We start from the raw sequence: 22,369 nt of genomic DNA on the forward strand, positions 1-22,369 counted from the left end.
ACTTTTGTGTCCCCTTCGTCTAGCGGTTAGGACTCCGCCCTTTCACGGCGGCAACAGGGGTTCGAATCCCCTAGGGGACGCCACCTGCTTGGTGACAGGTGAAAGGTGTCTCCATACAGTATCTCAAAACCGATTTGGTTGCGTAAGCAGCCGGGCCGCGTTTGAGATATTTGCTCTTTAACAATCCGGAACAAGCTGAAAATTGAAACGACGCAGCGCGTCATTCCTCCGTAATAAGGAATGACAAGGCGATGCGTTCGAGTCTCTCAAATGCTTGCAATTCGCAGCGTTGTAAAACGCCTGTGGGTTGTGAGGTTAAGCGACTAAGCGTACACGGTGGATGCCCAGGCAGTCAGAGGCGATGAAGGACGTGCTAATCTGCGTAAAGCGACGGTAAGGTGATATGAACCGCTACAGCCGTCGATGTCCGAATGGGGAAACCCGGTGCACTCTGTGCATCATTGCAGCATGAATACATAGTGCTGCAAGGCGAACCGGGGGAACTGAAACATCTAAGTACCCCGAGGAAAAGAAATCAACCGAGATTCCCCCAGTAGCGGCGAGCGAACGGGGAGCAGCCCAGAGCCTGAATCAGTTTGTGTGTTAGTGGAAGCGTCTGGAAAGTCGCAGGGTACAGGGTGATACTCCCGTACACAAAAGCACACAAGCTGTGAGCTCGATGAGTAAGGCGGGACACGTGGTATCCTGTCTGAATATGGGGGGACCATCCTCCAAGGCTAAATACTCCTGACTGACCGATAGTGAACCAGTACCGTGAGGGAAAGGCGAAAAGAACCCCGGCGAGGGGAGTGAAACAGAACCTGAAACCGTGTACGTACAAGCAGTGGGAGCCTTGATTTATCAGGGTGACTGCGTACCTTTTGTATAATGGGTCAGCGACTTATATTCTGTAGCAAGGTTAACCGTATAGGGGAGCCGCAGGGAAACCGAGTCTTAACTGGGCGTTAAGTTGCAGGGTATAGACCCGAAACCCGGTGATCTAGCCATGGGCAGGTTGAAGGTTGGGTAACACTAACTGGAGGACCGAACCGACTAATGTTGAAAAATTAGCGGATGACCTGTGGCTGGGGGTGAAAGGCCAATCAAACCGGGAGATAGCTGGTTCTCCCCGAAAGCTATTTAGGTAGCGCCTCGTGAACTCATCTTCGGGGGTAGAGCACTGTTTCGGCTAGGGGGCCATCCCGGCTTACCAACCCGATGCAAACTGCGAATACCGAAGAATGTTATCACGGGAGACACACGGCGGGTGCTAACGTCCGTCGTGAAGAGGGAAACAACCCAGACCGCCAGCTAAGGTCCCAAAGTCATGGTTAAGTGGGAAACGATGTGGGAAGGCACAGACAGCCAGGATGTTGGCTTAGAAGCAGCCATCATTTAAAGAAAGCGTAATAGCTCACTGGTCGAGTCGGCCTGCGCGGAAGATGTAACGGGGCTAAACCATGCACCGAAGCTGCGGCAGCGACACTATGTGTTGTTGGGTAGGGGAGCGTTCTGTAAGCCGTCGAAGGTGTGCTGTGAGGCATGCTGGAGGTATCAGAAGTGCGAATGCTGACATAAGTAACGATAAAGCGGGTGAAAAGCCCGCTCGCCGGAAGACCAAGGGTTCCTGTTCAACGTTAATCGGAGCAGGGTGAGTCGACCCCTAAGGCGAGGCCGAAAGGCGTAGTCGATGGGAAACAGGTTAATATTCCTGTACTCGGTGTTACTGCGAAGGGGGGACGGAGAAGGCTATATCAGCCGGGCGACGGTTGTCCCGGTTTAAGCGTGTAGGCGGAGCGTCCAGGTAAATCCGGACGCTTGTTAACGCTGAGGCGTGACGACGAGGCACTACGGTGCTGAAGTGATAAATGCCCAGCTTCCAGGAAAAGCCTCTAAGCATCAGGTAACACAGAATCGTACCCCAAACCGACACAGGTGGTCAGGTAGAGAATACCGAGGCGCTTGAGAGAACTCGGGTGAAGGAACTAGGCAAAATGGTGCCGTAACTTCGGGAGAAGGCACGCTGGCGCGTAGGTGGAGGGACTAGCTCCCCGAGCCGAAGCCAGTCGAAGATACCAGCTGGCTGCAACTGTTTATTAAAAACACAGCACTGTGCAAACACGAAAGTGGACGTATACGGTGTGACGCCTGCCCGGTGCCGGAAGGTTAATTGATGGGGTTATCCGCAAGGAGAAGCTCTTGATCGAAGCCCCGGTAAACGGCGGCCGTAACTATAACGGTCCTAAGGTAGCGAAATTCCTTGTCGGGTAAGTTCCGACCTGCACGAATGGCGTAATGATGGCCAGGCTGTCTCCACCCGAGACTCAGTGAAATTGAACTCGCTGTGAAGATGCAGTGTACCCGCGGCAAGACGGAAAGACCCCGTGAACCTTTACTACAGCTTGACACTGAACATTGAGCCTTGATGTGTAGGATAGGTGGGAGGCTTTGAAGCGCGGACGCCAGTCTGCGTGGAGCCAACCTTGAAATACCACCCTTTAATGTTTGATGTTCTAACGTAGGCCCGTAATCCGGGCTGCGGACAGTGTCTGGTGGGTAGTTTGACTGGGGCGGTCTCCTCCTAAAGAGTAACGGAGGAGCACGAAGGTCAGCTAATCACGGTCGGACATCGTGAGGTTAGTGCAATGGCATAAGCTGGCTTGACTGCGAGAGTGACGGCTCGAGCAGGTGCGAAAGCAGGTCATAGTGATCCGGTGGTTCTGAATGGAAGGGCCATCGCTCAACGGATAAAAGGTACTCCGGGGATAACAGGCTGATACCGCCCAAGAGTTCATATCGACGGCGGTGTTTGGCACCTCGATGTCGGCTCATCACATCCTGGGGCTGAAGTAGGTCCCAAGGGTACGGCTGTTCGCCGTTTAAAGTGGTACGCGAGCTGGGTTTAGAACGTCGTGAGACAGTTCGGTCCCTATCTGCCGTGGGCGCTGGAGAATTGAGGGGGGTTGCTCCTAGTACGAGAGGACCGGAGTGAACGCACCACTGGTGTTCGGGTTGTCATGCCAATGGCATTGCCCGGTAGCTAAGTGCGGAAAAGATAAGTGCTGAAAGCATCTAAGCACGAAACTTGCCCCGAGATGAGTTCTCCCTGACTCCTTGAGAGTCCTGAAGGGACGTTGAAGACTACGACGTTGATAGGCCGGGTGTGTAAGCGCAGCGATGCGTTGAGCTAACCGGTACTAATGACCCGTGAGGCTTAACCTTACAACGCCAGAGGCGTTTTTGAGAGACACAATTTTCAGCCTGTACCGGATAAAAATTAGCGGAAACGAAAGATTTTGCGGCGTGACAAGGCGCAGAGCGAGGACGTCAGCGGGAGCATACTGAAGTATGTGACCGGTGTGGCTGAGCGATGGCAACGCGGTCATGGCGTAAAAGATTCGTTTCGTGCACCAAGATTTGCCTGGCGGCTTTAGCGCGGTGGTCCCACCTGACCCCATGCCGAACTCAGAAGTGAAACGCCGTAGCGCCGATGGTAGTGTGGGGTCTCCCCATGCGAGAGTAGGGAACTGCCAGGCATCAAATTTAGTGTGCTGATATGGCTCAGTTGGTAGAGCGCACCCTTGGTAAGGGTGAGGTCCCCAGTTCGACTCTGGGTATCAGCACCAGTTAAGACACGAGTTCGGTAAATAAAAGAATTTGCCTGGCGGCTGTAGCGCGGTGGTCCCACCTGACCCCATGCCGAACTCAGAAGTGAAACGCCGTAGCGCCGATGGTAGTGTGGGGTCTCCCCATGCGAGAGTAGGGAACTGCCAGGCATCAAATAAGAGAGAGCCCTTTGCGTATGCGAAGGGCTTTTTTCGTTGTAGCAAACCGCAATAAAACTCCCTCTTCACAGCGTATCTGTCTGTCTATTCATAACAGCAACAGGTCAGTAAGCATATTAAAGCGGCTGTTCAGGCCATAAAAAAACCCGGCACCAGACCGGGTAGTGAGATAACTGAACGTCTGATCAGTGAATAACCTGCGATAAAAACGCCCGGGTACGCTCCGATTTTGGATTCGCAAAGAACTCTTGCGGTGGCGCGACTTCGACGATCTCTCCCCGATCCATAAAGATCACCCGGTCAGCCACCGTTCTGGCAAAGCCCATCTCATGGGTGACGCATAGCATAGTCATCCCATCCTCAGCCAGACCAATCATCGTATCCAGCACCTCTTTAACCATCTCAGGATCCAGCGCTGACGTGGGCTCATCAAACAGCATAATTTTGGGCTTCATACAGAGTGAGCGGGCGATGGCGACACGCTGCTGCTGTCCGCCAGAGAGCTGGCCCGGAAACTTATGTGCATGCTCGGCAATACGCACGCGTTGCAGATAGTGCATGGCCAGCTCATCAGCTTCCTTCTTTGGAATCTTTCTTACCCAGGAAGGTGCCAGCGTGCAGTTTTGCAGTACGGTCAGATGTGGAAAGAGATTGAAGTGCTGGAAGACCATACCGACTTCGGTGCGCACGCGCTCAATGTTACGAACGTCATCATTAAGATGGATACCGTCAACAACAATGCGGCCCTGCTGATGCTCTTCCAGATGGTTGATACAGCGGATCGTCGTCGATTTGCCGGAGCCGGAAGGTCCGCACAGTACGATGCGTTCACGGGGTTTAACCTGCAGGTTGATGTCTTTCAGTACATGGAATTGCCCGTACCATTTATTCACGTTCTCAAGCGAGATCATCAACGCGTCGGAAGAGTGTGTCATAGAGTCAGTCATGTAAAACCTCAGTGCGATGTACGCCCGGTGTGAAAGCGCTTTTCCAGATACTGGCTGTAGCGCGACATGCTAAAACAGAAGATCCAATAGACCAGTGCAGCAAAGACATAACCTTCGGTCGACATCCCCAGCCAGGTCGGATCGACCGTTGCCTGCTGGACGCTGCTGAACAGATCGAAAAGACCAATGATGATGACCAGGCTGGTATCTTTAAACAGTGCGATGATGGTATTGACCAGGCCGGGAATAGTGAGCTTCAGCGCCTGGGGCAGAATAACCAGCATCTGCGTCTTCCAGTAGCCCAGCGCCAGAGATTCGGCTGCTTCGTACTGACCTTTCGGCAGTGCCTGCAGGCCACCGCGAACCACCTCTGCCACATAGGCGGACTGGAACAGAATGACGCCGACCAGCGCGCGCACCAGCTTGTCGATGTTAGTGCCTTCAGACATAAACAGCGGCAGCATCACGGATGACATAAATAGCACGGTAATCAGCGGCACGCCGCGCCAGAACTCAATAAAGATAATCGACAGCGTGCGCACGACCGGCATGCGTGAGCGACGGCCCAGCGCCAGCAAAATACCCAGCGGCAGCGCACCGGCAATACCCACTGACGCAATAATCAGCGTCAGCGTTAATCCGCCCCATTGACGTGTTTCGACACGTTCCAGCCCCAGATAGCCGCCATACAGCAGAAACCAGACAATCACCGGATAGATGACAGCCCAGGCAGCAATGTAGCGTCCACGATACGGCAGGCTCTTCAGGAACATCGGCACAATCGACAGCAGGCCGATCACCAGCGCCAGGTTAATACGCCAGCGCAACTCATGCGGGTAAAGCCCATACATGAACTGGCCGAAACGAGCATGGATAAAGACCCAACAGGCACCCTCTTTGGTGCAATCGGCGCGCGTGGTGCCGATCCAGTTTGCCTGAAAGACCAGCCAGTTCAGCGCGGGTGGAATGACGTGCCAGATAACCCAGATGCAAAACAGCGTCAGTAGCGTATTAAACCAGCTGGAAAACAGGTTTTTACGAGCCCAAAACCAGGCGCGACTGACCAGAGTCGTCGGGACGGGGGGCGTTTCATGCGTAGTCACAGACATAGTTATCCCGTTCTCTTAACGCTCAACCAGCGCAATTTTGCGGTTGTAGAAGTTCATAAGAATTGATATCAGCAGGCTGATAATCAGGTAAACGCCCATCGTGATAGCAATCGTCTCAATGGCCTGACCGGTCTGATTCAGTACCGATCCGGCAAACAGCGACACCATATCGGGATAACCGATAGCGGCGGCGAGTGAGGAGTTCTTCACGATGTTCAGATACTGGCTGGTCAGTGGCGGAATAATGACGCGCATGGCCTGCGGAATAATCACCTGGCGCAGCGTAACCGGATTAGGCAGCCCCAGCGATCGCGCCGCTTCATGCTGACCATAGGGTACTGACTGAATCCCGGAGCGGATCACCTCAGCAATAAATGACGACGTATAAATCGACAGTGCCAGCGTCAGGGCTGCCAGCTCCGGTATCATCACCGAGCCGCCACGGAAATTGAAACCGCGCAGTTGTGGCATATCCCAGTGCGTGGCTGGGCCAAACCCAATGTGTGCAAGCAAAGGAAAGAGAATCAGCATCACAACGGCAGCGGGCCATGTGCGACGTAACTGACCGGTTTTCAGCTGATGTTTACGGTTAAAGCGGTACAGGCCATAGCTCACAGCCGCGGCCAGAAGCAGTGCGATCACAAACGGCCAGCTGCCTGCTGCATAGGTCGGCCACGGAACGTAGAGTCCGCGATTACTGACATACGCCAGGTCAAAAGCATTCAGCGCCTGACGTGGGCCCGGCAGATTGCGTAAGACTGCAAAGTACCAGAAGAAGATTTGCAGCAGGGGTGGGATATTACGGAAGGTTTCGATATAGATATTCGAGAGTTTCCGCAGCAGCCAGTTGTCAGAAAGGCGGGCAAGACCGACCGCGAATCCGAGAACCGAAGCGAAAACAATACAGAGTGCAGAGACCAGCAGCGTGTTGGTTAATCCAACCAGAAACACGCGCGCGTAGGTATCTCCCTCAGTGTACTCAATCAGATGCTGAACGATGCCGAAACCGGCAGTGCGCTCAAGAAATCCAAACCCCGATGTAATGCCGCGATTGGCAAGGTTAATAATGGTGTTATGCACCAGATAACCCACCACACCAAGCACCGCGACGACGGCGATGAGCTGATAAATCCAGGCGCGAACCGTGGGATTACCAAATGAAAAATCCCTTTTCACGGTTGGGCGTTGTGACATGTTGAAACCTCAGTAACGAAAGCTGGGGTAGGGCACCACAGAATAGGGTGCCCGATTAGTGAGGTCTGTTAACGTACCGGTGGTGCGTACTGAATACCGCCCTGGTTCCACAACGCATTCTGACCACGTGCAATCTTCAGTGCGCTGTCTTTACCGACGTTACGGTCAAAGCTTTCCTGATAGTTACCCACCTGCTTGACGATGTTGTAGGCCCACTTGTTATCCAGCTTCAGATCCTTACCAAAATCACCTTCGGCGCCCAGGAAGTGTGCCATGTCTGGTGTGGTTGGCTTGGCCGTCATCTGATCAACGTTCTTCGAGGAGATGCCCATCTCCTCCGCATTCAGCATGGCGTAGAGCGACCACTTCACGATGGTGAACCAGTCATCATCACCACGACGCACCAACGGCCCCAGCGGCTCTTTGGAGATCACTTCGGGCAGAACAATAAATTCGTCCGGTTTGCCCAGCTTAATGCGTAATGCGTAAAGCTGAGACTGGTCAGATGCCAGCGTATCGCAACGTCCGCTATCCAGCGCTTTAGCCGATTCATCAGAGCGGTCGAAGGTTACAGGCGTATATTGCATTTTGTTGGCTTTAAAGAAGTCCGCTACGTTCAGCTCGGTGTCGGTTCCCGCCTGAATACAGACGGTGGCACCATCCAGCTCTTTCGCACTTTTCAGGCCGGCCTTCTGGTGAGTCAGGAAGCCGATACCGTCGTAATAGTTCACGCCCGCAAACAGGAAGCCCATGCCGCCATCGCGCGATGAGGTCCAGGTGGTATTACGTGAAAGCACATCCACCTCGCCGGACTGCAGGGCGGTAAAACGCTCTTTCGCGGTCAGCGGGGTATATTTCACTTTGGTCGCATCACCAAACACAGCGGCAGCCGTCGCACGACACACATCCACATCGATACCGGTAAACTTGCCGCCAGCATCTGCATAGGAGAAGCCCGGCAAGCCGTCACTGATACCACATTGAACAAAACCTTTTTTCTTTATCGCATCCAGTGTGGTGCCTGCGTGTGCTTGCTGAGCAACGGCAACCAGCGAGGCAGCAGCGATCAGCGTAGAGAGCATCATCTTTTTCATAAAGCATCCTGTGTGGCGGGATCATGTTGTTATGTTTGCGCACTTTAGTGTGCGTTTTTCCTGTCTGTGGCGGTCAGCCATCCACGACTCTGCAAAGCTGATGCCAGGTTTGCAGGTTCCTGAATTCGTATGAAAGAACGGTTAATAATCGGAAGCACTTAGAAAGTTCCGCTAATATGGCGCACCAAAAGGAAGCAATGCGAGTCGACCCGATCACATTTAGTGCAAATAGTTTCACTATGTGGGAGCAGTGTGAGCATTCACTCAGGCAGAAATGTATGAAGAGATTGCGTTGCTTTTTAATGCGCAGAAAGTCACATACCCAGCAGTGGCGGGGATGTGAAGCGAGGTGAGGGCCAGGCAGGCACTAAGTCAAATCACAGCGGGCGAAAGCGAGAGGGTGAAATATCACGCCAGCGATTGCAACTACAGTTACCATATTACCGGAAACTGTTTCACTGTCATTACCGTGGCTTTGTGCGTCGACGCACAAATAAAAACGCCAGCCCGAAGGCTGGCGTGATTTACAGACAGAACTAAAAATCAGTTCATGCCGTATTTTTTCAATTTCTTACGCAGCGTACCGCGGTTGATACCCATCATCAGGGCAGCACGGGTCTGATTGCCACGGGTATACTGCATCACCATGTCCAACAGAGGCTGCTCGACTTCAGCCAAAACCAGCTCATACAGGTCGCTCACATCCTGACCATTCAGTTGAGCAAAATAGTTCTTCAGTGCCTGTTTAACCGAATCACGCAAAGGTTTTTGAGTTACCTGATCCTGTGAGTTAACGGTTGAAACGGTCAGTACGTCAGAATTTACGCGTTGTTCGAACATAGTTCTTTCAGCTCTTTATTTCGTTACGCAAGATTTTCGAAGTATGCCTCCAACGCCTCCAGCTGTTCGCTGGCATCCTCAATGGCGTTGAATGTGCGCCGAAACTGGTCATTCGGGGCGTGCTCCTGCAGGTACCAGGAGACGTGCTTTCGCGCTATACGGTATCCCTTGCCTGAACCGTAAAAGTCGTGCAGCTCACGTATATGCGAAACAAGCAAGCGCTTGACCTCTGCCATCGGCAGCGGGGCAAGCAACTCCCCAGTGTCCAGATAATGCTGGATTTCCCGGAAGATCCACGGTCTTCCCTGAGCAGCACGTCCTATCATCAGAGCATCGGCCCCTGTATAGTCGAGCACCGCTCTGGCTTTATGCGGGTCAGTTATGTCTCCATTCGCGATAATCGGAATGGAGACACTCTGCTTAACTGTCCGAATGCTGTCATATTCAGCTTCTCCGTTGAACAGGCAGGCACGAGTGCGACCATGTATCGTCAGAGCCTGTATACCGCAGCGTTCAGCCAATTGGGCAATCGCGACACAGTTCCTGTTTTCAGGATCCCAGCCAGTACGAATTTTCAGCGTAACCGGCACATTCACTGCATTAACCACTGCGGAGAGAATTGACTCAACCACGGTGGGATATTGCAGCAAGGCTGAACCCGCCATTTTGCGGTTAACCTTCTTGGCAGGGCATCCCATATTAATGTCGATGACCTGTGCACCAGCCTCAACATTAATGCGTGCAGCTTGCGCCATTTCACTGGGATCGCAACCGGCAATTTGCACGGCGCGAATGCCTGGCTCATCGCTGTGAACCATACGTAATCGAGATTTGTCGCTAGCCCAGACTTCCGGGTTTGAAGACAACATCTCAGAAACTGCCATGCCTGCACCCATTTCGTGACACAGCGCCCTGAACGGCCTGTCGGTAATACCGGCCATCGGTGCTGCAATCAGTCGATTTCTCAGCTGGAGGTTTCCAATACGCATGAAGTCAGAATGGCCATACTGTGTCTGCAAGGCGGCGTATATTACGCATTTTTGCAGGAAGATGAAAGGCCAAACTTTGAACAATCAGCAAGAAAGATCAATGAAATCCGGGTCATGATCGATGTGCATATTTATTAAGCTTAAATATCAATTACTTAACAATTTATGCTGAAATTGTGAGCAAAAGTTTTTCCAGAAAAGTACGTCAATTCGCCAGATAAAAAACGTCACATGCCGTGATTAACGATACAAGCATCCATTTCAAATCGGGAAAGCCCGCAACTTACGCTACGGGCTGGCTGAATGTTCTGTTAAGGCACTTTGTTACGGGCAGCGCGATATCAGAGGGGGCAGACAGGCGCTATATTCAGGATTTAATCCCGGTAATCCGGCACCACTCCTCTTTAACCGCAACCGGGTCGAGCGTGAACTCGCTGACATACGCTTCGCAGACGCTCTCTGCCTGGCTCTCTAACACGCCCGAGAGGCCCAGATGACCGCCAGACTTCGGCAGAACGCTGATCAGCGGGGCCAGTTCACGTAGCGGGCCGGCCAGGATATTGGCCACCACCACATCAGCCTGCAGATTTTCGGGTTGCTGGTGGGGCAGATAGAGCGACAGGCGATCAGAGACGCCGTTGCGCTCAGCATTATCCCGGCTGGCCTGAATAGCCTGCGGATCGATATCAATCCCGATCGCCTGAGCCGCGCCCAGCTTCAGTGCGGCGATCGCCAGGATCCCCGAACCACAGCCGAAATCGATCACCGTTTTGCCCACCAGATCCAGCCCGTCAAGCCAGGTAAGGCAGAGTGAGGTGGTCGGATGCGTGCCGGTCCCAAACGCCAGGCCGGGATCGAGCATCACGTTGACGGCATCGGGATCCGGCACATCACGCCAGCTCGGACAGATCCAGAGCCGCTCACCGAAGCGCATCGGATGGAAGTTTTCCATCCATTCGCGCTCCCAGTCTTTATCTTCGATCTGCTCGATCCGGTGACGAAAACCTGCACCCAGCAGCGGATGCTGCGCCAGTTCGGCGGTAATCGCGGCCATATCAGTTTCTGCATCGAACAGGCCGATAACATCGGTATCGCCCCACAGGCGGGTTTCACCTGGCAGCGGCTCATACACCGGCGTGTCGTTGGTATCCTGAAAGGTCACTGAAACCGCACCGATGTCCATCAGCGCATCGCTCAGCGTTTCCGCGTGTTCACCTGAGCTATTAATTTTGATTTGAATCCACGGCATAACGTCTCTCTTTCCGTCAATGTTGCGGCGCGTCGACCGTTTGCGGCGCGCGTCCAAACAGGTTGCCCACTAAAAATGCCAGCAGGCTTAAAAGCAGTGAGGGCACAATGGGATGAAAACCCAGAATCTGCAGGTTCAGGCTCGCCAGGAAAGCGTAGCAGCCTCCACCCACCACCATGCCGGTGATGGCGCCTGCGGCATTAGCGCGTTCCCAGTAGAGACCCAGTACCAGCGGCCAGAGGAAAACCGCCTCAAGGCCGCCAAAGGCCAGCAGGTTGAGCCAGATAATCATATCGGGTGGATTCCAGGCCGCAATCAGCAGCAGGAGACCCAGTGCGAACGTAATGGTGCCAGATAACAGCCGCAGCCGCGTCTCATTTTCCATCTGCTGTGGGGCAACACGCAGATAGAGATCTTTGATCAGCGTAGCCGAAGCCTGTAACAGCTGGGCATTAATGGTCGACATAATGGCGGCCATGGGGGCTGCCAGAAACAGTCCGGCAGCTAACGGTGGCAGCACAGTGATCATCAGGGTGGGTATAACACTATCCGGCACGGTCAGATTCGGCAGTATCGCCCGGCCCAGCGCACCGGCCAGATGCATTCCCAGCATCAGGATCACCACCACAATGGTACCCAGAATAATGGCCCGATGGACTGCCTTGCTGTCTTTATAAGAGATGCAGCGCACCGCAGTATGCGGCAAGCCAATCACCCCAAAGCAGACCAGCACGACAAATGAACTGAGGAAGGTCGGCGTTATAATCTCACCCGGTCCCTGCGGCGACAGCAGAGCGGGATCAATGTCATGTAGTTTCTGCACGGCCGTGCTCAGGCCGCCAGCCTGATGAATCACCGCGAACAGCAGCAGAAATGTGCCAATCAGCATCACGATGCCCTGCATGGCGTCATTGAGAACGCTGGCACGGAACCCGCCAAAAGCGGTGTAGAGCGCAATAGTGCCGCCAAAAATCAGCAGACCCGTGTCATACGGGATGCCTGCGGCGGTTTCGAGCAGCCGCGCGCCGCCAATAAACTGCACCGTCATGGCACCGATAAAGGCAACCAGCAGGCTCAGACTCGCCAGCCAGATCAGCAGCGGGCTCTGATAGCGGGCGTAGAGCATGTCATTCAGCGTCACCGCATTATGCTTACGCGCCAGGATGGCAAACTTTTTCCCCAGTACACCCAGCGAGAGCCAGACGGCGGGCACCTGCACCATCGCCAGCAATACCCATCCCAGCCCATATTTGTAGGCGGCACCGGGACCACCAATAAACGAGCTGGCGCTGATATAGGTGGTGGTGAGCGTCATCGCCAGCACAAATCCGCCCATGGAGCGGCTGCCAAGGAAATATTCAGTGAGGAAGCTACCCTCGCGCCTTTTGCGCACGGCAAACACCGACAGCGCGGCAATCAACACCAGATAAATCAGTAACGGCAGGATAATTTCACTGTTCATTTGTGTCCTCCAGCGGCATGTCGCGGAAAATTAACCGCACCATCATCCAGCACAGGAATATGAACAACAGGGGAGCAAACAGGCAGGAGAGTTCAAACCAGCGCGGCAGGCCGGTGATACCAATTTCACTGCCACCCAGCCAGGCAGAAAGCCCCCAGGCAGCGAGCCAGAGCAGGGTGAGGTAGAGCGACCAGCGCGCCTCTTTATGTGCCTGTATAAAACGAGCATCCATGATTCAACCTTAACGCCAGCGGCAAAAGAAAAAGGCCGGATTAACCGGCCTCTGACTGACTCAGCGTTGCGTTTACTTCTCGTGCAAGCCGAGTTTTTTCTCCAGATAGTGGATATTGGTTCCACCGTGCTGGAAGTTTTCGTCGGACATGATTTTCATCTGCAGTTCAACGTTGGTTTTGATACCGTCGATGATCAGTTCCGCCAGCGCATTCTTCATGCGGGCGATAGCCACGTCGCGCGTTTCGCCATAGGTGATCAGCTTACCGATCATGGAGTCGTAATACGGCGGTACGGTGTAGCCTGAGTAAATATGCGACTCCCAGCGCACGCCAAAACCGCCTGGCGCATGGAAGCGGGTGATTTTACCCGGACTTGGCAGGAAGGTGACCGGATCTTCAGCGTTAATACGGCACTCGACCGCATGTCCGCGAATAACCACTTCGTCCTGTTTGATCGACAGTGGCTGACCCGCAGCAATGCGCAGCTGCTCTTTGATCAGATCCACACCGGTGATCATCTCGGTCACCGGATGTTCCACCTGAATACGGGTGTTCATCTCAATGAAGTAGAACTCACCGTTTTCGTACAGAAACTCGAAGGTACCTGCGCCACGATAGCCAATCTCAATACAGGCTTTGGCACAACGATTGCCGATAAAGCTGCGCTGTTCTTCAGTAATACCTGGGCCTGGCGCTTCTTCAACCACTTTCTGGTGACGACGCTGCATAGAGCAGTCACGTTCGCCCAGATAGATCGCGTTGCCCTGGCCGTCAGCCAGAACCTGAATCTCAATGTGGCGCGGATTCTCCAGATACTTCTCCATGTAAACCATGTCGTTGCTGAAAGCCGCTTTGGCTTCCGCTTTCGTCATGTTGATGGATTGTTCCAGATCTTTGTCGCTGCGTACAACGCGCATACCACGACCGCCGCCGCCGCCAGAGGCTTTGATGATGACCGGATAACCGATGCGCTTCGCAAAGGCACGGTTTTTTTCCATATCATCGGTCAGCGAACCGTCAGAACCGGGTACGGTTGGGACGCCTGCTTTCTTCATCGCATTAATCGCAGAGACTTTGTCGCCCATCAGGCGAATGGTGTCTGCTTTCGGACCGATAAAGATAAAGCCGGAGCGCTCAACCTGCTCAGCAAAATCGGCATTCTCAGAGAGGAAGCCGTAGCCAGGGTGAATCGCCACCGCGCCGGTGATCTCTGCAGCAGAGATCAGCGCCGGGATGTTGAGGTAACTTTTAACTGACTGCGCCGGGCCGATGCAGACGGTTTCGTCTGCCAGCAGCACGTGCTTCAGGTCACGATCCGCGCTTGAGTGTACCGCAACAGTCTTGATGCCCAGTTCTTTACAGGCACGCAGAATGCGCAGCGCAATCTCACCACGGTTAGCAATAACAATTTTATCCAGCATGATCTGCCCCGTTACTCGATGATAACCAGTGGCTCGTCAAATTCGACCGGCTGACCGCTTTCAACCAGGATAGCTTTCACTACACCTGATTTGTCAGCTTCGATCTGGTTCATCATTTTCATGGCTTCGACGATGCACAAGGTATCGCCGGCATTCACTTTCTGGCCGACTTCCACAAAGGCTTTCGCATCCGGGCTCGGCGTACGGTAGAAGGTCCCTACCATTGGTGAACGCACGATGTGACCGCTGATTTCAGCCGGTGCCGCTTCTGCAACCGCTGCAACAGGAGCAACAGCTGTTGCCAGAGCAGGCTGTTGAACCGGCGCAGCGTAAGTCTGCTGCATCATCGGGTAACCCACGTTTGCAGGTGCACGGCTGATGCGAACGGACTCTTCACCTTCAGAAATTTCCAGCTCTGAAATGCCAGACTCTTCAACCAGTTCGATCAGTTTTTTAATTTTACGAATATCCATGAGTGGGGTTCCGTACTCAGTTTGATTAATTAGTTTGAGACAGGCGTTTTACTGCCGTTTGTAAAGCCCATGTGTAGCCGTCAGCGCCAAGCCCACAGATCACGCCAGCAGAGACATCAGAAAGATAGGAGTGATGGCGGAAGGGCTCGCGGGCATGCACGTTGGAGAGATGAACCTCGATAAACGGTATTTCTACCGCCAGCAGGGCATCACGTAGTGCGACACTGGTATGGGTAAACGCGGCAGGATTAATAATGATGTAATCCACATTGCCTTTGGCCTCATGAATGCGATCAATCAGCTGAAATTCAGCATTGGTTTGCAGGTGGCTCAATTCCACATTCAACTGGCCTGCCTGACGTGTCAAATCGTCAACGATCTGACGCAGCGTGGTATGACCATACTTCTCAGGTTCACGCGTTCCCAACAGGTTCAGGTTGGGCCCGTTTAAAAGCAGAATATGTAATTTATGCGCCATCGTGCTGCCATCTCCCGCAATCATTGAGGCATCGCGTAAAATACCTTGCGAATCTTCATTTGTCACCTTTGAGAATGAAAAAGAAGACCCGACGAGCAATAAAGCCGGGCATTATATCCGTTTCGTGTCATTTCGCAGCAAAATACTGGTCTTATCTGCGAAGATGATCGGATGTGGCCTGCGGGCCACATCTTTTATCAGAAAAGTGCAGAGGAAAACAACGGGTGAAGCGCTAGCGAGGCCACCATTTGAGAAATTTTTTGTAACGCCAGGCTAACAGTATTGCAGCAAGTAGTGCGTAGATAAGTGGCTGGGGTGACACGGTTTTCACTGACCAGATATAGTGAATCGGCACCAGAATGGCCACCAGATAGACCGCGTTGTGCAGGGTTTGCCAGCGCTTACCGAGCTTGCGCTGAGCGCGCTGAAACGACGTCAGCGCCAGGGCCAGTAATATCAGCCAGCTGATAATCCCCAGTGTCAGATAGGGACGGGAAATCAGCTCGCTGCCCAGCAGACGCAGATTGTCAGCGCCCAGCTCCAGCAGGTAATAGCTCAGCAGATGGAGAGAAGCCCAGACAAACGTCCAGATGCCAAGCAGACGCCGGGTGCGGATTAACAGCGGTTGCCTGCCATAACGTGCCAGCGGTGAGACCAGCAGCGTACCCAGCAGCAGTTTCAGCGCCATGCGGCCGGTAAAATGCTGAATATCTTTTGCCGGATCCGCACTCAGGCCGCCCTGCATCGCGGCAAGAACCAGATAAACCAGCGGCAACAGGGCCGCCAGATGCAGAATCACCTTAAGCCAGGTGATCTGTTTTATCGACAGGCGTACCACCTAGTAATTCTCCCGTAAATCCAGGCCACGATAGAGCGACGCAACCTGTTCGGCATAGCCGTTAAACAGCAGCGTTGGCTGACGTTCGACCTTCAGACTGCCGCCCGGGCCAATAAATCGCTCAGTGGCCTGCGACCAGCGTGGATGATTAACATGCGGATTCACATTGGCATAAAAACCATATTCATCTGCGGCGATCTGGTTCCAGGTCGTTGGTGGCTGATTTGCGGTCAGGGTGATTTTGACAATCGACTTAATGCCCTTAAAACCATATTTCCACGGCACCGTCAGGCGAATCGGCGCGCCATTCTGCGGCGGCAGCGCTTTGCCATAGACGCCGGTGGTCAGAATGGTCAGCGGATGCATGGCTTCATCCAGACGTAAACCTTCGACATAGGGATAATTGAGTCCGCCGCCAATAAAGCGATCTTTCTGACCTGGCATCTGCTCAGGATCGTACAGCGTCTGGAAGGCGACAAAACGCGCTTTGCTGGTGGGTTCCGCCAGAGAGATAAGCTTATTCAGCTCAAAGCCTATCCAGGGCACCACCATCGACCAGGCCTCCACGCAGCGCATGCGATAGATTCGCTGCTCCATGGCAAACCGTTTAAAGATGTCATCCATATCCAGGGTCACGGGTTTAGCCACTTCGCCATCAATGGTCAGTTTCCAGGGTTCTGTTTTCAGCGTACCGGCATTGGCGGCCGGATCGGCCTTATCCAGCCCGAACTCATAGAAGTTGTTATAGCCGGAAACTTTATCCGCAGGCGTTAAGGTCAGATCGGCCTGATATTGCGCTGGTTTGGTAAAGTCCAGCGGCCGGCCTGCTGGCGCGGGTGGGCGATCGTTGCCTTTGAACCAGCTGAGAATATCGGCTTGCGCCACGCCCGGCATACCCATCGCCGCTGCGCTCAGTCCCAGCGTTTTCAGCACCTGGCGGCGCTTCATGTTAAAAATGCTTTCCGGCGTTACGTCGGCTTCGGTCAGACGGGGTGTGCGTTTCATGGTGCCTTCTCCAGACAGGATGTCATTAACCAGCATGATGACTATTACTGATATCAGCCAGTTTCGCCCTGAAAATGTGAAATTTCCTGGCTGGCCGGTACGATGAGAATGCACCGAAAAGTGCCAGGATCAACGTCAGCGATGATATCCCGACGATATACTTCGGCTTCATACGTCCCGGCGCTGTCGGCAACGGCAAATTATGCTATTTTTGCTCGCGTTTTCGTCAGGCTGACGGTACAAGGTTGGGTGATCCGGTTATCACCGCAGTAATACAGGCACAGGGATGCGATTAACCACAAAATTATCTGCGTTTATTACCTTTTTAAGCCTGCTGGCCATGTCGTTGATGCTGGCAGGCTGTGCATTCAGTGTTTTCTGGTTCAGTCATCAGCGGGTTGAACATCGGGCGCAGATACTGGCGACCGAAGTGGATCAGGCGATGTTCACCCAGACGCCGGCAGAGCTGCATGTCTGGCTCACGCGTATGATGCCGATAATGAATGCCGAGCAGATTTCCCTTCACAACGGCAGGCAGACTTTCCTTACCCTCTCCCGACACGAAAACCAGATGCTGGAAGACGAGCCTAATCGTTTTATCCAGGTCGATGTGCCTTTGATGCACCAGACGGGGTTAGAGCTGCGGGTCGTCACCCTTGATCCTGCCAAAACCTGGCTGCGCTCCATTACCGGCACCTCTACGCTGGGCATCCTGTTTACCGTCATGCTGGTGATGAGTCTGGTGCTGCTGCTGATGCATCGCTGGCTCAGTCGTCAGTGGCGCGGTATGGAGCATCTTGAAGTGCGGGCAGAGGCGATTATCAGCGGTGAGCGCGGCGTAATGCCGAAACGCGGTGCGGATGAGTGGCCACCGAGAGCGAGCCGCGCACTGGATGTGTTGCTGGCGGATCTGCAGGAAGCGGGCGAGCAGCGTCTGCGTATCGACACGCTGATCCGCACCTTTGCTGCGCAGGATGGACGCACCGGTCTCAACAACCGGCTGTTCTTTGATAACCAGCTCGCCACCCTGCTGGAGGATCAGGAAGCTGTCGGCACCCATGGTGTGGTGATGATGGTGCGCCTGCCCGATCTGGACACGCTGAAGGATTCGCTGGAGCCGGGGCTGGTTGAGGAGTACCTCTTCAATTTCGTCAACATGCTTTCCACCTTTGTGCTGCGCTATCCTGGCGCCCTGCTGGCACGCTATTTCCGCAGTGATTTTGCCGTGCTACTGCCGCATCGCAGTCTCAAAGAGGCAAACAGTATTGCGGATCAGCTGATCAATGCCGTTGATTCCCTGCCGCCGATGCGGCTGGTTAATCGTGATGATCTCATCCATATCGGTATCAGCGCCTGGCACAGCGGGCAGACTGTGCCGCAGGTGATGGAAAATGCCGAAATGGCTACCCGACGTGCGGCACTGCTGGGCGGCAACAACTGGACCAATGGTGCCGGAAATCCGCAGGACGCCGGGCGGGGTAGTGTGCGCTGGCGAACCCTGCTGGAGAACACGCTTAGCCGTGGCGGCCCGCGGCTCTATCATAAACCCACCGTCAATATTGAGGGTAAGGTACAGCACCGGGTGATGCTGACCCGCATCTTCGACGGCGATAAAGAAGTGCTGGCCGCAGAATATATGCCCCTGGTACAGCAGCTCGGCATGGCTGATGGCTGGGATCGCCAGTTAATGACTCGCATTGCGGCACTCTCTGAACTCTGGCCAGAAGAGACGCTGGTGATCCCGGTGACGATTACCTCGCTTCTGCAGCGCTCTTTTGTCCTCTGGCTGCAGAACATGCTGCTGCAGTGCCCGAAAGCGCAAAGAAAACGATTTTTATTTGAACTTGCCGAGGCAGATGTTTGTCAACACATCAACCGTTTAACGCCAGTTTTCCGCGCACTTAAGGCTTTTGGCTGTCGGGTTGCGGTAAATCAGGCGGGTTTAACCGTGGTAAGCAGCGCCTACATACGAGAGCTGCCGCTGGAACTGATCAAGCTTGATGCCGGTCTGGTACGCAATATTGAGCGACGGACTGAAAATCAGCTGTTTGTGCAGAGTTTGCTGGAAGTCTGTAAATGTACGGGCATTCAGGTGTTTGCTACCGGTGTCCGCACTAAAGCGGAGTGGCAAACTTTAGTCGCGTTGGGCGTAGCAGGTGGGCAAGGCGACTTTTTTGCTCCCTCGCTACCGGTTAACAGTAACGTGAAGAAGTATTCACAACGTTACCGTATTTAATGAATTGCGGTCGTACTGACGGAAATTTACGGTTTTTTTTAATGTTTATCCGCGTCTGAACCTCTGAACTTACTGCCGGAAATGTTAGATTTTATGTCGGACAGGGCGAGGGTAAATAGCGTGAAATGCAGTGCTGATGGCGTCTGGTCGCCATTCTGCTGTTGTGGATCGCCAGTTCAGATGACTTAAACGCAATCAGGCGTCTTTTTTCACCGAAGCAGAACGTTTTTGCGCCTTGTGGCAGCTTCGTGTGGTTGGTAAAGTAAGCGGATTTTATTTTCCGCCCCCAGCTTGCAGGATTACCCCTTAGTATGTTTAAAAAATTTCGTGGCATGTTTTCCAACGACTTGTCCATTGACCTGGGTACCGCGAATACCCTGATTTACGTGAAAGGACAGGGCATCGTACTGAACGAGCCCTCCGTCGTCGCTATTCGACAGGATCGTGCCGGTTCACCGAAAAGTGTTGCGGCCGTAGGTCATGAGGCCAAACAGATGCTTGGCCGTACGCCAGGCAATATCGCAGCGATTCGTCCGATGAAAGATGGCGTTATCGCTGACTTCTTCGTGACCGAAAAGATGCTGCAACACTTCATCAAGCAGGTTCACAGCAACAGTTTTATGCGTCCCAGCCCGCGTGTGCTGGTCTGCGTACCCGTCGGGGCAACACAGGTTGAACGCCGCGCGATTCGTGAATCCGCTCAGGGCGCAGGCGCGCGTGAAGTATTTCTGATTGAAGAGCCGATGGCTGCAGCAATTGGTGCGGGTCTGCCCGTTTCAGAAGCGACCGGCTCAATGGTGGTGGATATTGGTGGCGGTACCACAGAAGTGGCGGTGATCTCGCTGAACGGTGTGGTCTACTCCTCGTCAGTGCGTATTGGTGGCGATCGTTTCGATGAAGCTATTATTAATTATGTGCGTCGTAACTACGGTTCACTGATCGGCGAAGCGACCGCAGAACGTATTAAGCATGAGATCGGTTCAGCCTATCCGGGTGATGAAGTCCGTGAGATCGAAGTGCGTGGTCGTAACCTGGCAGAAGGTGTACCGCGCGGCTTTACACTGAACTCTAATGAAATTCTGGAAGCGCTGCAGGAGCCATTAACCGGCATCGTTAGCGCGGTGATGGTTGCCCTTGAGCAGTGTCCGCCTGAGCTGGCTTCAGATATTTCGGAGCGCGGCATGGTGCTGACCGGCGGTGGTGCGTTACTGCGCAACCTGGATCGTCTGCTGATGGAAGAGACGGGCATTCCGGTTGTGGTTGCTGAGGATCCACTGACCTGTGTGGCTCGCGGTGGCGGCAAAGCGCTGGAAATGATCGACATGCATGGCGGCGATTTGTTCAGCGAAGAATAATTGCCTCAACCGGCTAAGAACGCAATGATCATGCGAGGGAGTGGCATGTGAACCGGCGCAATCTGTGCCGGTGCAGTGCGTTCAGCCCAGGGAAGCACGGTGTTATGCCGTCGCTTCCTCTCCTGTTGTCGAGGATCACGCATATTATATGAAGCCGATTTTTAGCAGGGGACCTTCCCTGCAGTTGCGTCTATTCCTGGCGGTTATCGTGGCGATTGCCATTATCATTGCCGACAGCCGTGTGGGTTCTTTTACCCAAATACGCAACTATCTGGATACGTCGGTCAGTCCGTTTTACTTCCTGGCCAATGGGCCACGTCAGTTGCTGGATGGCGTGTCAGAGTCGCTGGCGTCGCGTCAGCAACTCGAGCAGGAAAACAAAGCGTTACGTCGTGAGCTCTTCCTGAAAAACAGTAACCTGCTAATGCTGGGGCAATATAAGCAGGAAAACGCACGCCTGCGTGAACTGCTGGGTTCACCGCTGCGTCAGGATGAGCAAAAGATGGTGACACAGGTCATCTCCACCGGCACCGATCCTTACACCGACCAGGTGGTAATCGACAAAGGCAGCGTTAACGGCGTCTATGAAGGTCAGCCGGTCATCAGTGATAAAGGGGTAGTCGGTCAGGTCATCGCTGTCGGACAACTCACCAGCCGTGTTCTGCTCATCTGCGATGCGTCACATGCCCTGCCGATTCAGGTGCTGCGTAATGATATTCGTGTCATTGCCGCAGGTAACGGTTGTACTGAAGATCTTCAGCTTGAGCATCTGCCGGGTAATACGGACATTCGGGTCGGCGATGTACTGGTGACTTCAGGTATCGGTGGCCGATTCCCTGAAGGCTATCCGGTGGGTGTGGTTTCCTCGGTAAAAGTGGATACCCAACGCGCCTATACGGTGATTCAGGCGCATCCGACCGCGGGTCTGCAGCGTCTGCGTTACCTGCTGCTGCTGTGGGGTGCCGATCGCAATGGTGATATGCCGCTGCCGCAGGATGAAGTTCATCGCGTTGCGAACGAGCGTCTGATGCAGATGATGCCGCAGGTCTTACCGCCTGCGGGAGAAATGGGCCCGCCTGCGCCTGCCGTACAGATGGGACCGCCTGCACCGTCAGCTACCAGCAGCAGTGGACAAAGCAACTCCTCGCGTTCACGCGGGGGGCAGCCTTGAGTCGATATCGCAGCCAGGGACGTTGGGTCATCTGGCTCTCCTTCCTGGTTGCGCTTGTCCTGCAGATCATGCCCTGGCCGGATGAAATTTATATGTTCCGGCCCTCATGGCTACTGTTGATCCTTATCTATTGGGTGCTCGCACTGCCGCATCGGGTCAATGTCGGTAGCGGATTTGTGCTGGGTGCCATCATGGATCTGATTGCGGGTTCCACACTCGGCGTGCGTGCGCTGGCGCTCAGTATCATCGCCTACCTGATTGCCTTTAAGTTCCAGTTATTCCGCAACTTAGCGTTGTGGCAGCAAGCGTTAATGGTTATGGTGCTGTCGCTGGCGATGGATGTGATTGTCTTCTGGGCTGAATTCCTGGTAATCAACGTTTCATTCCGACCTGAAATTTTCTGGAGCAGTGTCGTCGACGGTATTCTCTGGCCCTGGCTATTCTTATTAATGAGAAAAATTCGTCGTCAGTTCGCTGTTCAATAAGGAAA

The 22,369-nt window shown here is 53.8% G+C and carries 18 protein-coding genes, 2 tRNA genes and 3 rRNA genes; 9 read left to right on the top strand and 14 right to left on the bottom strand.

All coding sequences use genetic code 11. From position 1 onward, the window contains the following. Nucleotides 1-8 precede the first annotated feature (8 nt). The 5 genes from ACXKZD_RS02335 (at nt 9) to rrf (ACXKZD_RS02355) (ending at nt 3,776) form a co-directional block, all read left to right on the top strand. Nucleotides 9-83, top strand: a tRNA-Glu gene (locus tag ACXKZD_RS02335). A gap of 230 nt (nt 84-313) precedes the next feature. Then, nucleotides 314-3,222 (top strand): 23S ribosomal RNA (locus ACXKZD_RS02340). Nucleotides 3,223-3,420: 198 nt separating this feature from the next. Beyond that, nucleotides 3,421-3,536 (top strand): 5S ribosomal RNA (gene rrf / locus ACXKZD_RS02345). Between the two features lie 14 nt (nt 3,537-3,550). After that, nucleotides 3,551-3,626: transfer RNA gene (locus ACXKZD_RS02350), tRNA-Thr, on the top strand. A 34-nt stretch (nt 3,627-3,660) separates the two neighbouring features. After that, nucleotides 3,661-3,776, top strand: a 5S ribosomal RNA gene (gene rrf, locus ACXKZD_RS02355). A 194-nt stretch (nt 3,777-3,970) separates the two neighbouring features. Here rrf (ACXKZD_RS02355) and ACXKZD_RS02360 read toward each other — a convergent pair. From ACXKZD_RS02360 to msrP, 14 genes are all read right to left on the bottom strand, one after another. Continuing rightward, nucleotides 3,971-4,732: an amino acid ABC transporter ATP-binding protein gene (locus ACXKZD_RS02360; RefSeq protein ID WP_010699823.1), complete on the bottom strand. Its 762-nt coding sequence runs from the start codon at nt 4,730-4,732 to the stop codon at nt 3,971-3,973. An 8-nt stretch (nt 4,733-4,740) separates the two neighbouring features. After that, complete coding sequence (locus ACXKZD_RS02365) at nt 4,741-5,841, bottom strand: amino acid ABC transporter permease (protein ID WP_010255980.1); 1,101 nt, start codon at nt 5,839-5,841, stop codon at nt 4,741-4,743. Nucleotides 5,842-5,856: 15 nt separating this feature from the next. Then, nucleotides 5,857-7,035 (bottom strand): amino acid ABC transporter permease, encoded by a 1,179-nt coding sequence (locus ACXKZD_RS02370; RefSeq protein WP_488981841.1) that lies wholly within the window; start codon nt 7,033-7,035, stop codon nt 5,857-5,859. A gap of 68 nt (nt 7,036-7,103) precedes the next feature. Beyond that, nucleotides 7,104-8,129, bottom strand: coding sequence for an amino acid ABC transporter substrate-binding protein (locus tag ACXKZD_RS02375; protein WP_010255984.1), 1,026 nt, complete (start codon nt 8,127-8,129; stop codon nt 7,104-7,106). Between the two features lie 543 nt (nt 8,130-8,672). Then, nucleotides 8,673-8,969 carry a DNA-binding transcriptional regulator Fis gene (fis, locus tag ACXKZD_RS02380; protein ID WP_003855228.1) on the bottom strand — a complete coding sequence of 99 codons (297 nt, stop codon included), beginning with the start codon at nt 8,967-8,969 and terminating at the stop codon, nt 8,673-8,675. A 23-nt stretch (nt 8,970-8,992) separates the two neighbouring features. Next, on the bottom strand, nt 8,993-9,958 hold the full coding sequence (gene dusB / locus ACXKZD_RS02385) for a tRNA dihydrouridine synthase DusB (RefSeq protein ID WP_008925814.1): 966 nt from the start codon (nt 9,956-9,958) through the stop codon (nt 8,993-8,995). A gap of 367 nt (nt 9,959-10,325) precedes the next feature. Continuing rightward, on the bottom strand, nt 10,326-11,207 hold the full coding sequence (gene prmA / locus ACXKZD_RS02390) for a 50S ribosomal protein L11 methyltransferase (RefSeq protein WP_010699821.1): 882 nt from the start codon (nt 11,205-11,207) through the stop codon (nt 10,326-10,328). Between the two features lie 16 nt (nt 11,208-11,223). Then, nucleotides 11,224-12,669 carry a sodium/pantothenate symporter gene (gene panF / locus ACXKZD_RS02395; RefSeq protein WP_010256003.1) on the bottom strand — a complete coding sequence of 482 codons (1,446 nt, stop codon included), beginning with the start codon at nt 12,667-12,669 and terminating at the stop codon, nt 11,224-11,226. Then, complete coding sequence (locus tag ACXKZD_RS02400; protein WP_010256005.1) at nt 12,659-12,901, bottom strand: YhdT family protein; 243 nt, start codon at nt 12,899-12,901, stop codon at nt 12,659-12,661. The genes panF and ACXKZD_RS02400 overlap by 11 nt, the downstream gene beginning before the upstream one ends. A gap of 72 nt (nt 12,902-12,973) precedes the next feature. Further along, nucleotides 12,974-14,323 (bottom strand): acetyl-CoA carboxylase biotin carboxylase subunit, encoded by a 1,350-nt coding sequence (gene accC, locus ACXKZD_RS02405; RefSeq protein ID WP_010256007.1) that lies wholly within the window; start codon nt 14,321-14,323, stop codon nt 12,974-12,976. A gap of 11 nt (nt 14,324-14,334) precedes the next feature. Further along, on the bottom strand, nt 14,335-14,796 hold the full coding sequence (gene accB, locus ACXKZD_RS02410; protein WP_010256009.1) for an acetyl-CoA carboxylase biotin carboxyl carrier protein: 462 nt from the start codon (nt 14,794-14,796) through the stop codon (nt 14,335-14,337). A 25-nt stretch (nt 14,797-14,821) separates the two neighbouring features. Beyond that, nucleotides 14,822-15,274, bottom strand: a complete 453-nt coding sequence (gene aroQ, locus ACXKZD_RS02415; RefSeq protein ID WP_191920358.1) for a type II 3-dehydroquinate dehydratase — start codon at nt 15,272-15,274, stop codon at nt 14,822-14,824. A gap of 232 nt (nt 15,275-15,506) precedes the next feature. Then, nucleotides 15,507-16,112: a protein-methionine-sulfoxide reductase heme-binding subunit MsrQ gene (gene msrQ, locus ACXKZD_RS02420; protein WP_033787987.1), complete on the bottom strand. Its 606-nt coding sequence runs from the start codon at nt 16,110-16,112 to the stop codon at nt 15,507-15,509. After that, entirely contained in the window at nt 16,113-17,117 is a 1,005-nt protein-coding gene (gene msrP / locus ACXKZD_RS02425; RefSeq protein ID WP_010256016.1) for a protein-methionine-sulfoxide reductase catalytic subunit MsrP, read from the bottom strand. It lies immediately after the preceding gene. Between the two features lie 286 nt (nt 17,118-17,403). Between msrP and csrD the strand changes: the two genes are divergently transcribed. The 4 genes from csrD to mreD all read left to right on the top strand — a co-directional run bounded on the left by csrD (nt 17,404) and on the right by mreD (nt 22,364). Beyond that, nucleotides 17,404-19,353 carry an RNase E specificity factor CsrD gene (csrD, locus tag ACXKZD_RS02430; RefSeq protein WP_488981842.1) on the top strand — a complete coding sequence of 650 codons (1,950 nt, stop codon included), beginning with the start codon at nt 17,404-17,406 and terminating at the stop codon, nt 19,351-19,353. 311 nt (nt 19,354-19,664) lie between these two features. Then, nucleotides 19,665-20,708, top strand: coding sequence for a rod shape-determining protein MreB (gene mreB, locus ACXKZD_RS02435; RefSeq protein ID WP_004385136.1), 1,044 nt, complete (start codon nt 19,665-19,667; stop codon nt 20,706-20,708). 148 nt (nt 20,709-20,856) lie between these two features. Next, nucleotides 20,857-21,879 (top strand): rod shape-determining protein MreC, encoded by a 1,023-nt coding sequence (gene mreC, locus ACXKZD_RS02440; RefSeq protein ID WP_010256043.1) that lies wholly within the window; start codon nt 20,857-20,859, stop codon nt 21,877-21,879. Continuing rightward, nucleotides 21,876-22,364 (top strand): rod shape-determining protein MreD, encoded by a 489-nt coding sequence (gene mreD / locus ACXKZD_RS02445; RefSeq protein WP_010256045.1) that lies wholly within the window; start codon nt 21,876-21,878, stop codon nt 22,362-22,364. The genes mreC and mreD overlap by 4 nt, the downstream gene beginning before the upstream one ends. Nucleotides 22,365-22,369: the final 5 nt, after the last annotated feature.

It is taken from the genome of Pantoea sp. ABR1s (assembly GCF_057812235.1).

What these genes read in the sequence shown, in the direction of transcription:
- prmA (WP_010699821.1), bottom strand. Translation starts at nt 11,207, where the DNA reads ATGCCGTGGATTCAAATCAAAATTAATAGCTCAGGTGAACACGCGGAA.
- mreC (WP_010256043.1), top strand. Translation starts at nt 20,857, where the DNA reads ATGAAGCCGATTTTTAGCAGGGGACCTTCCCTGCAGTTGCGTCTATTC.
- ACXKZD_RS02400 (WP_010256005.1), bottom strand. Translation starts at nt 12,901, where the DNA reads ATGGATGCTCGTTTTATACAGGCACATAAAGAGGCGCGCTGGTCGCTC.
- dusB (WP_008925814.1), bottom strand. Translation starts at nt 9,958, where the DNA reads ATGCGTATTGGAAACCTCCAGCTGAGAAATCGACTGATTGCAGCACCG.
- csrD (WP_488981842.1), top strand. Translation starts at nt 17,404, where the DNA reads ATGCGATTAACCACAAAATTATCTGCGTTTATTACCTTTTTAAGCCTG.
- accB (WP_010256009.1), bottom strand. Translation starts at nt 14,796, where the DNA reads ATGGATATTCGTAAAATTAAAAAACTGATCGAACTGGTTGAAGAGTCT.
- ACXKZD_RS02375 (WP_010255984.1), bottom strand. Translation starts at nt 8,129, where the DNA reads ATGAAAAAGATGATGCTCTCTACGCTGATCGCTGCTGCCTCGCTGGTT.
- mreB (WP_004385136.1), top strand. Translation starts at nt 19,665, where the DNA reads ATGTTTAAAAAATTTCGTGGCATGTTTTCCAACGACTTGTCCATTGAC.
- ACXKZD_RS02370 (WP_488981841.1), bottom strand. Translation starts at nt 7,035, where the DNA reads ATGTCACAACGCCCAACCGTGAAAAGGGATTTTTCATTTGGTAATCCC.
- ACXKZD_RS02360 (WP_010699823.1), bottom strand. Translation starts at nt 4,732, where the DNA reads ATGACTGACTCTATGACACACTCTTCCGACGCGTTGATGATCTCGCTT.
- panF (WP_010256003.1), bottom strand. Translation starts at nt 12,669, where the DNA reads ATGAACAGTGAAATTATCCTGCCGTTACTGATTTATCTGGTGTTGATT.
- aroQ (WP_191920358.1), bottom strand. Translation starts at nt 15,274, where the DNA reads ATGGCGCATAAATTACATATTCTGCTTTTAAACGGGCCCAACCTGAAC.
- ACXKZD_RS02365 (WP_010255980.1), bottom strand. Translation starts at nt 5,841, where the DNA reads ATGTCTGTGACTACGCATGAAACGCCCCCCGTCCCGACGACTCTGGTC.
- fis (WP_003855228.1), bottom strand. Translation starts at nt 8,969, where the DNA reads ATGTTCGAACAACGCGTAAATTCTGACGTACTGACCGTTTCAACCGTT.
- accC (WP_010256007.1), bottom strand. Translation starts at nt 14,323, where the DNA reads ATGCTGGATAAAATTGTTATTGCTAACCGTGGTGAGATTGCGCTGCGC.
- msrP (WP_010256016.1), bottom strand. Translation starts at nt 17,117, where the DNA reads ATGAAACGCACACCCCGTCTGACCGAAGCCGACGTAACGCCGGAAAGC.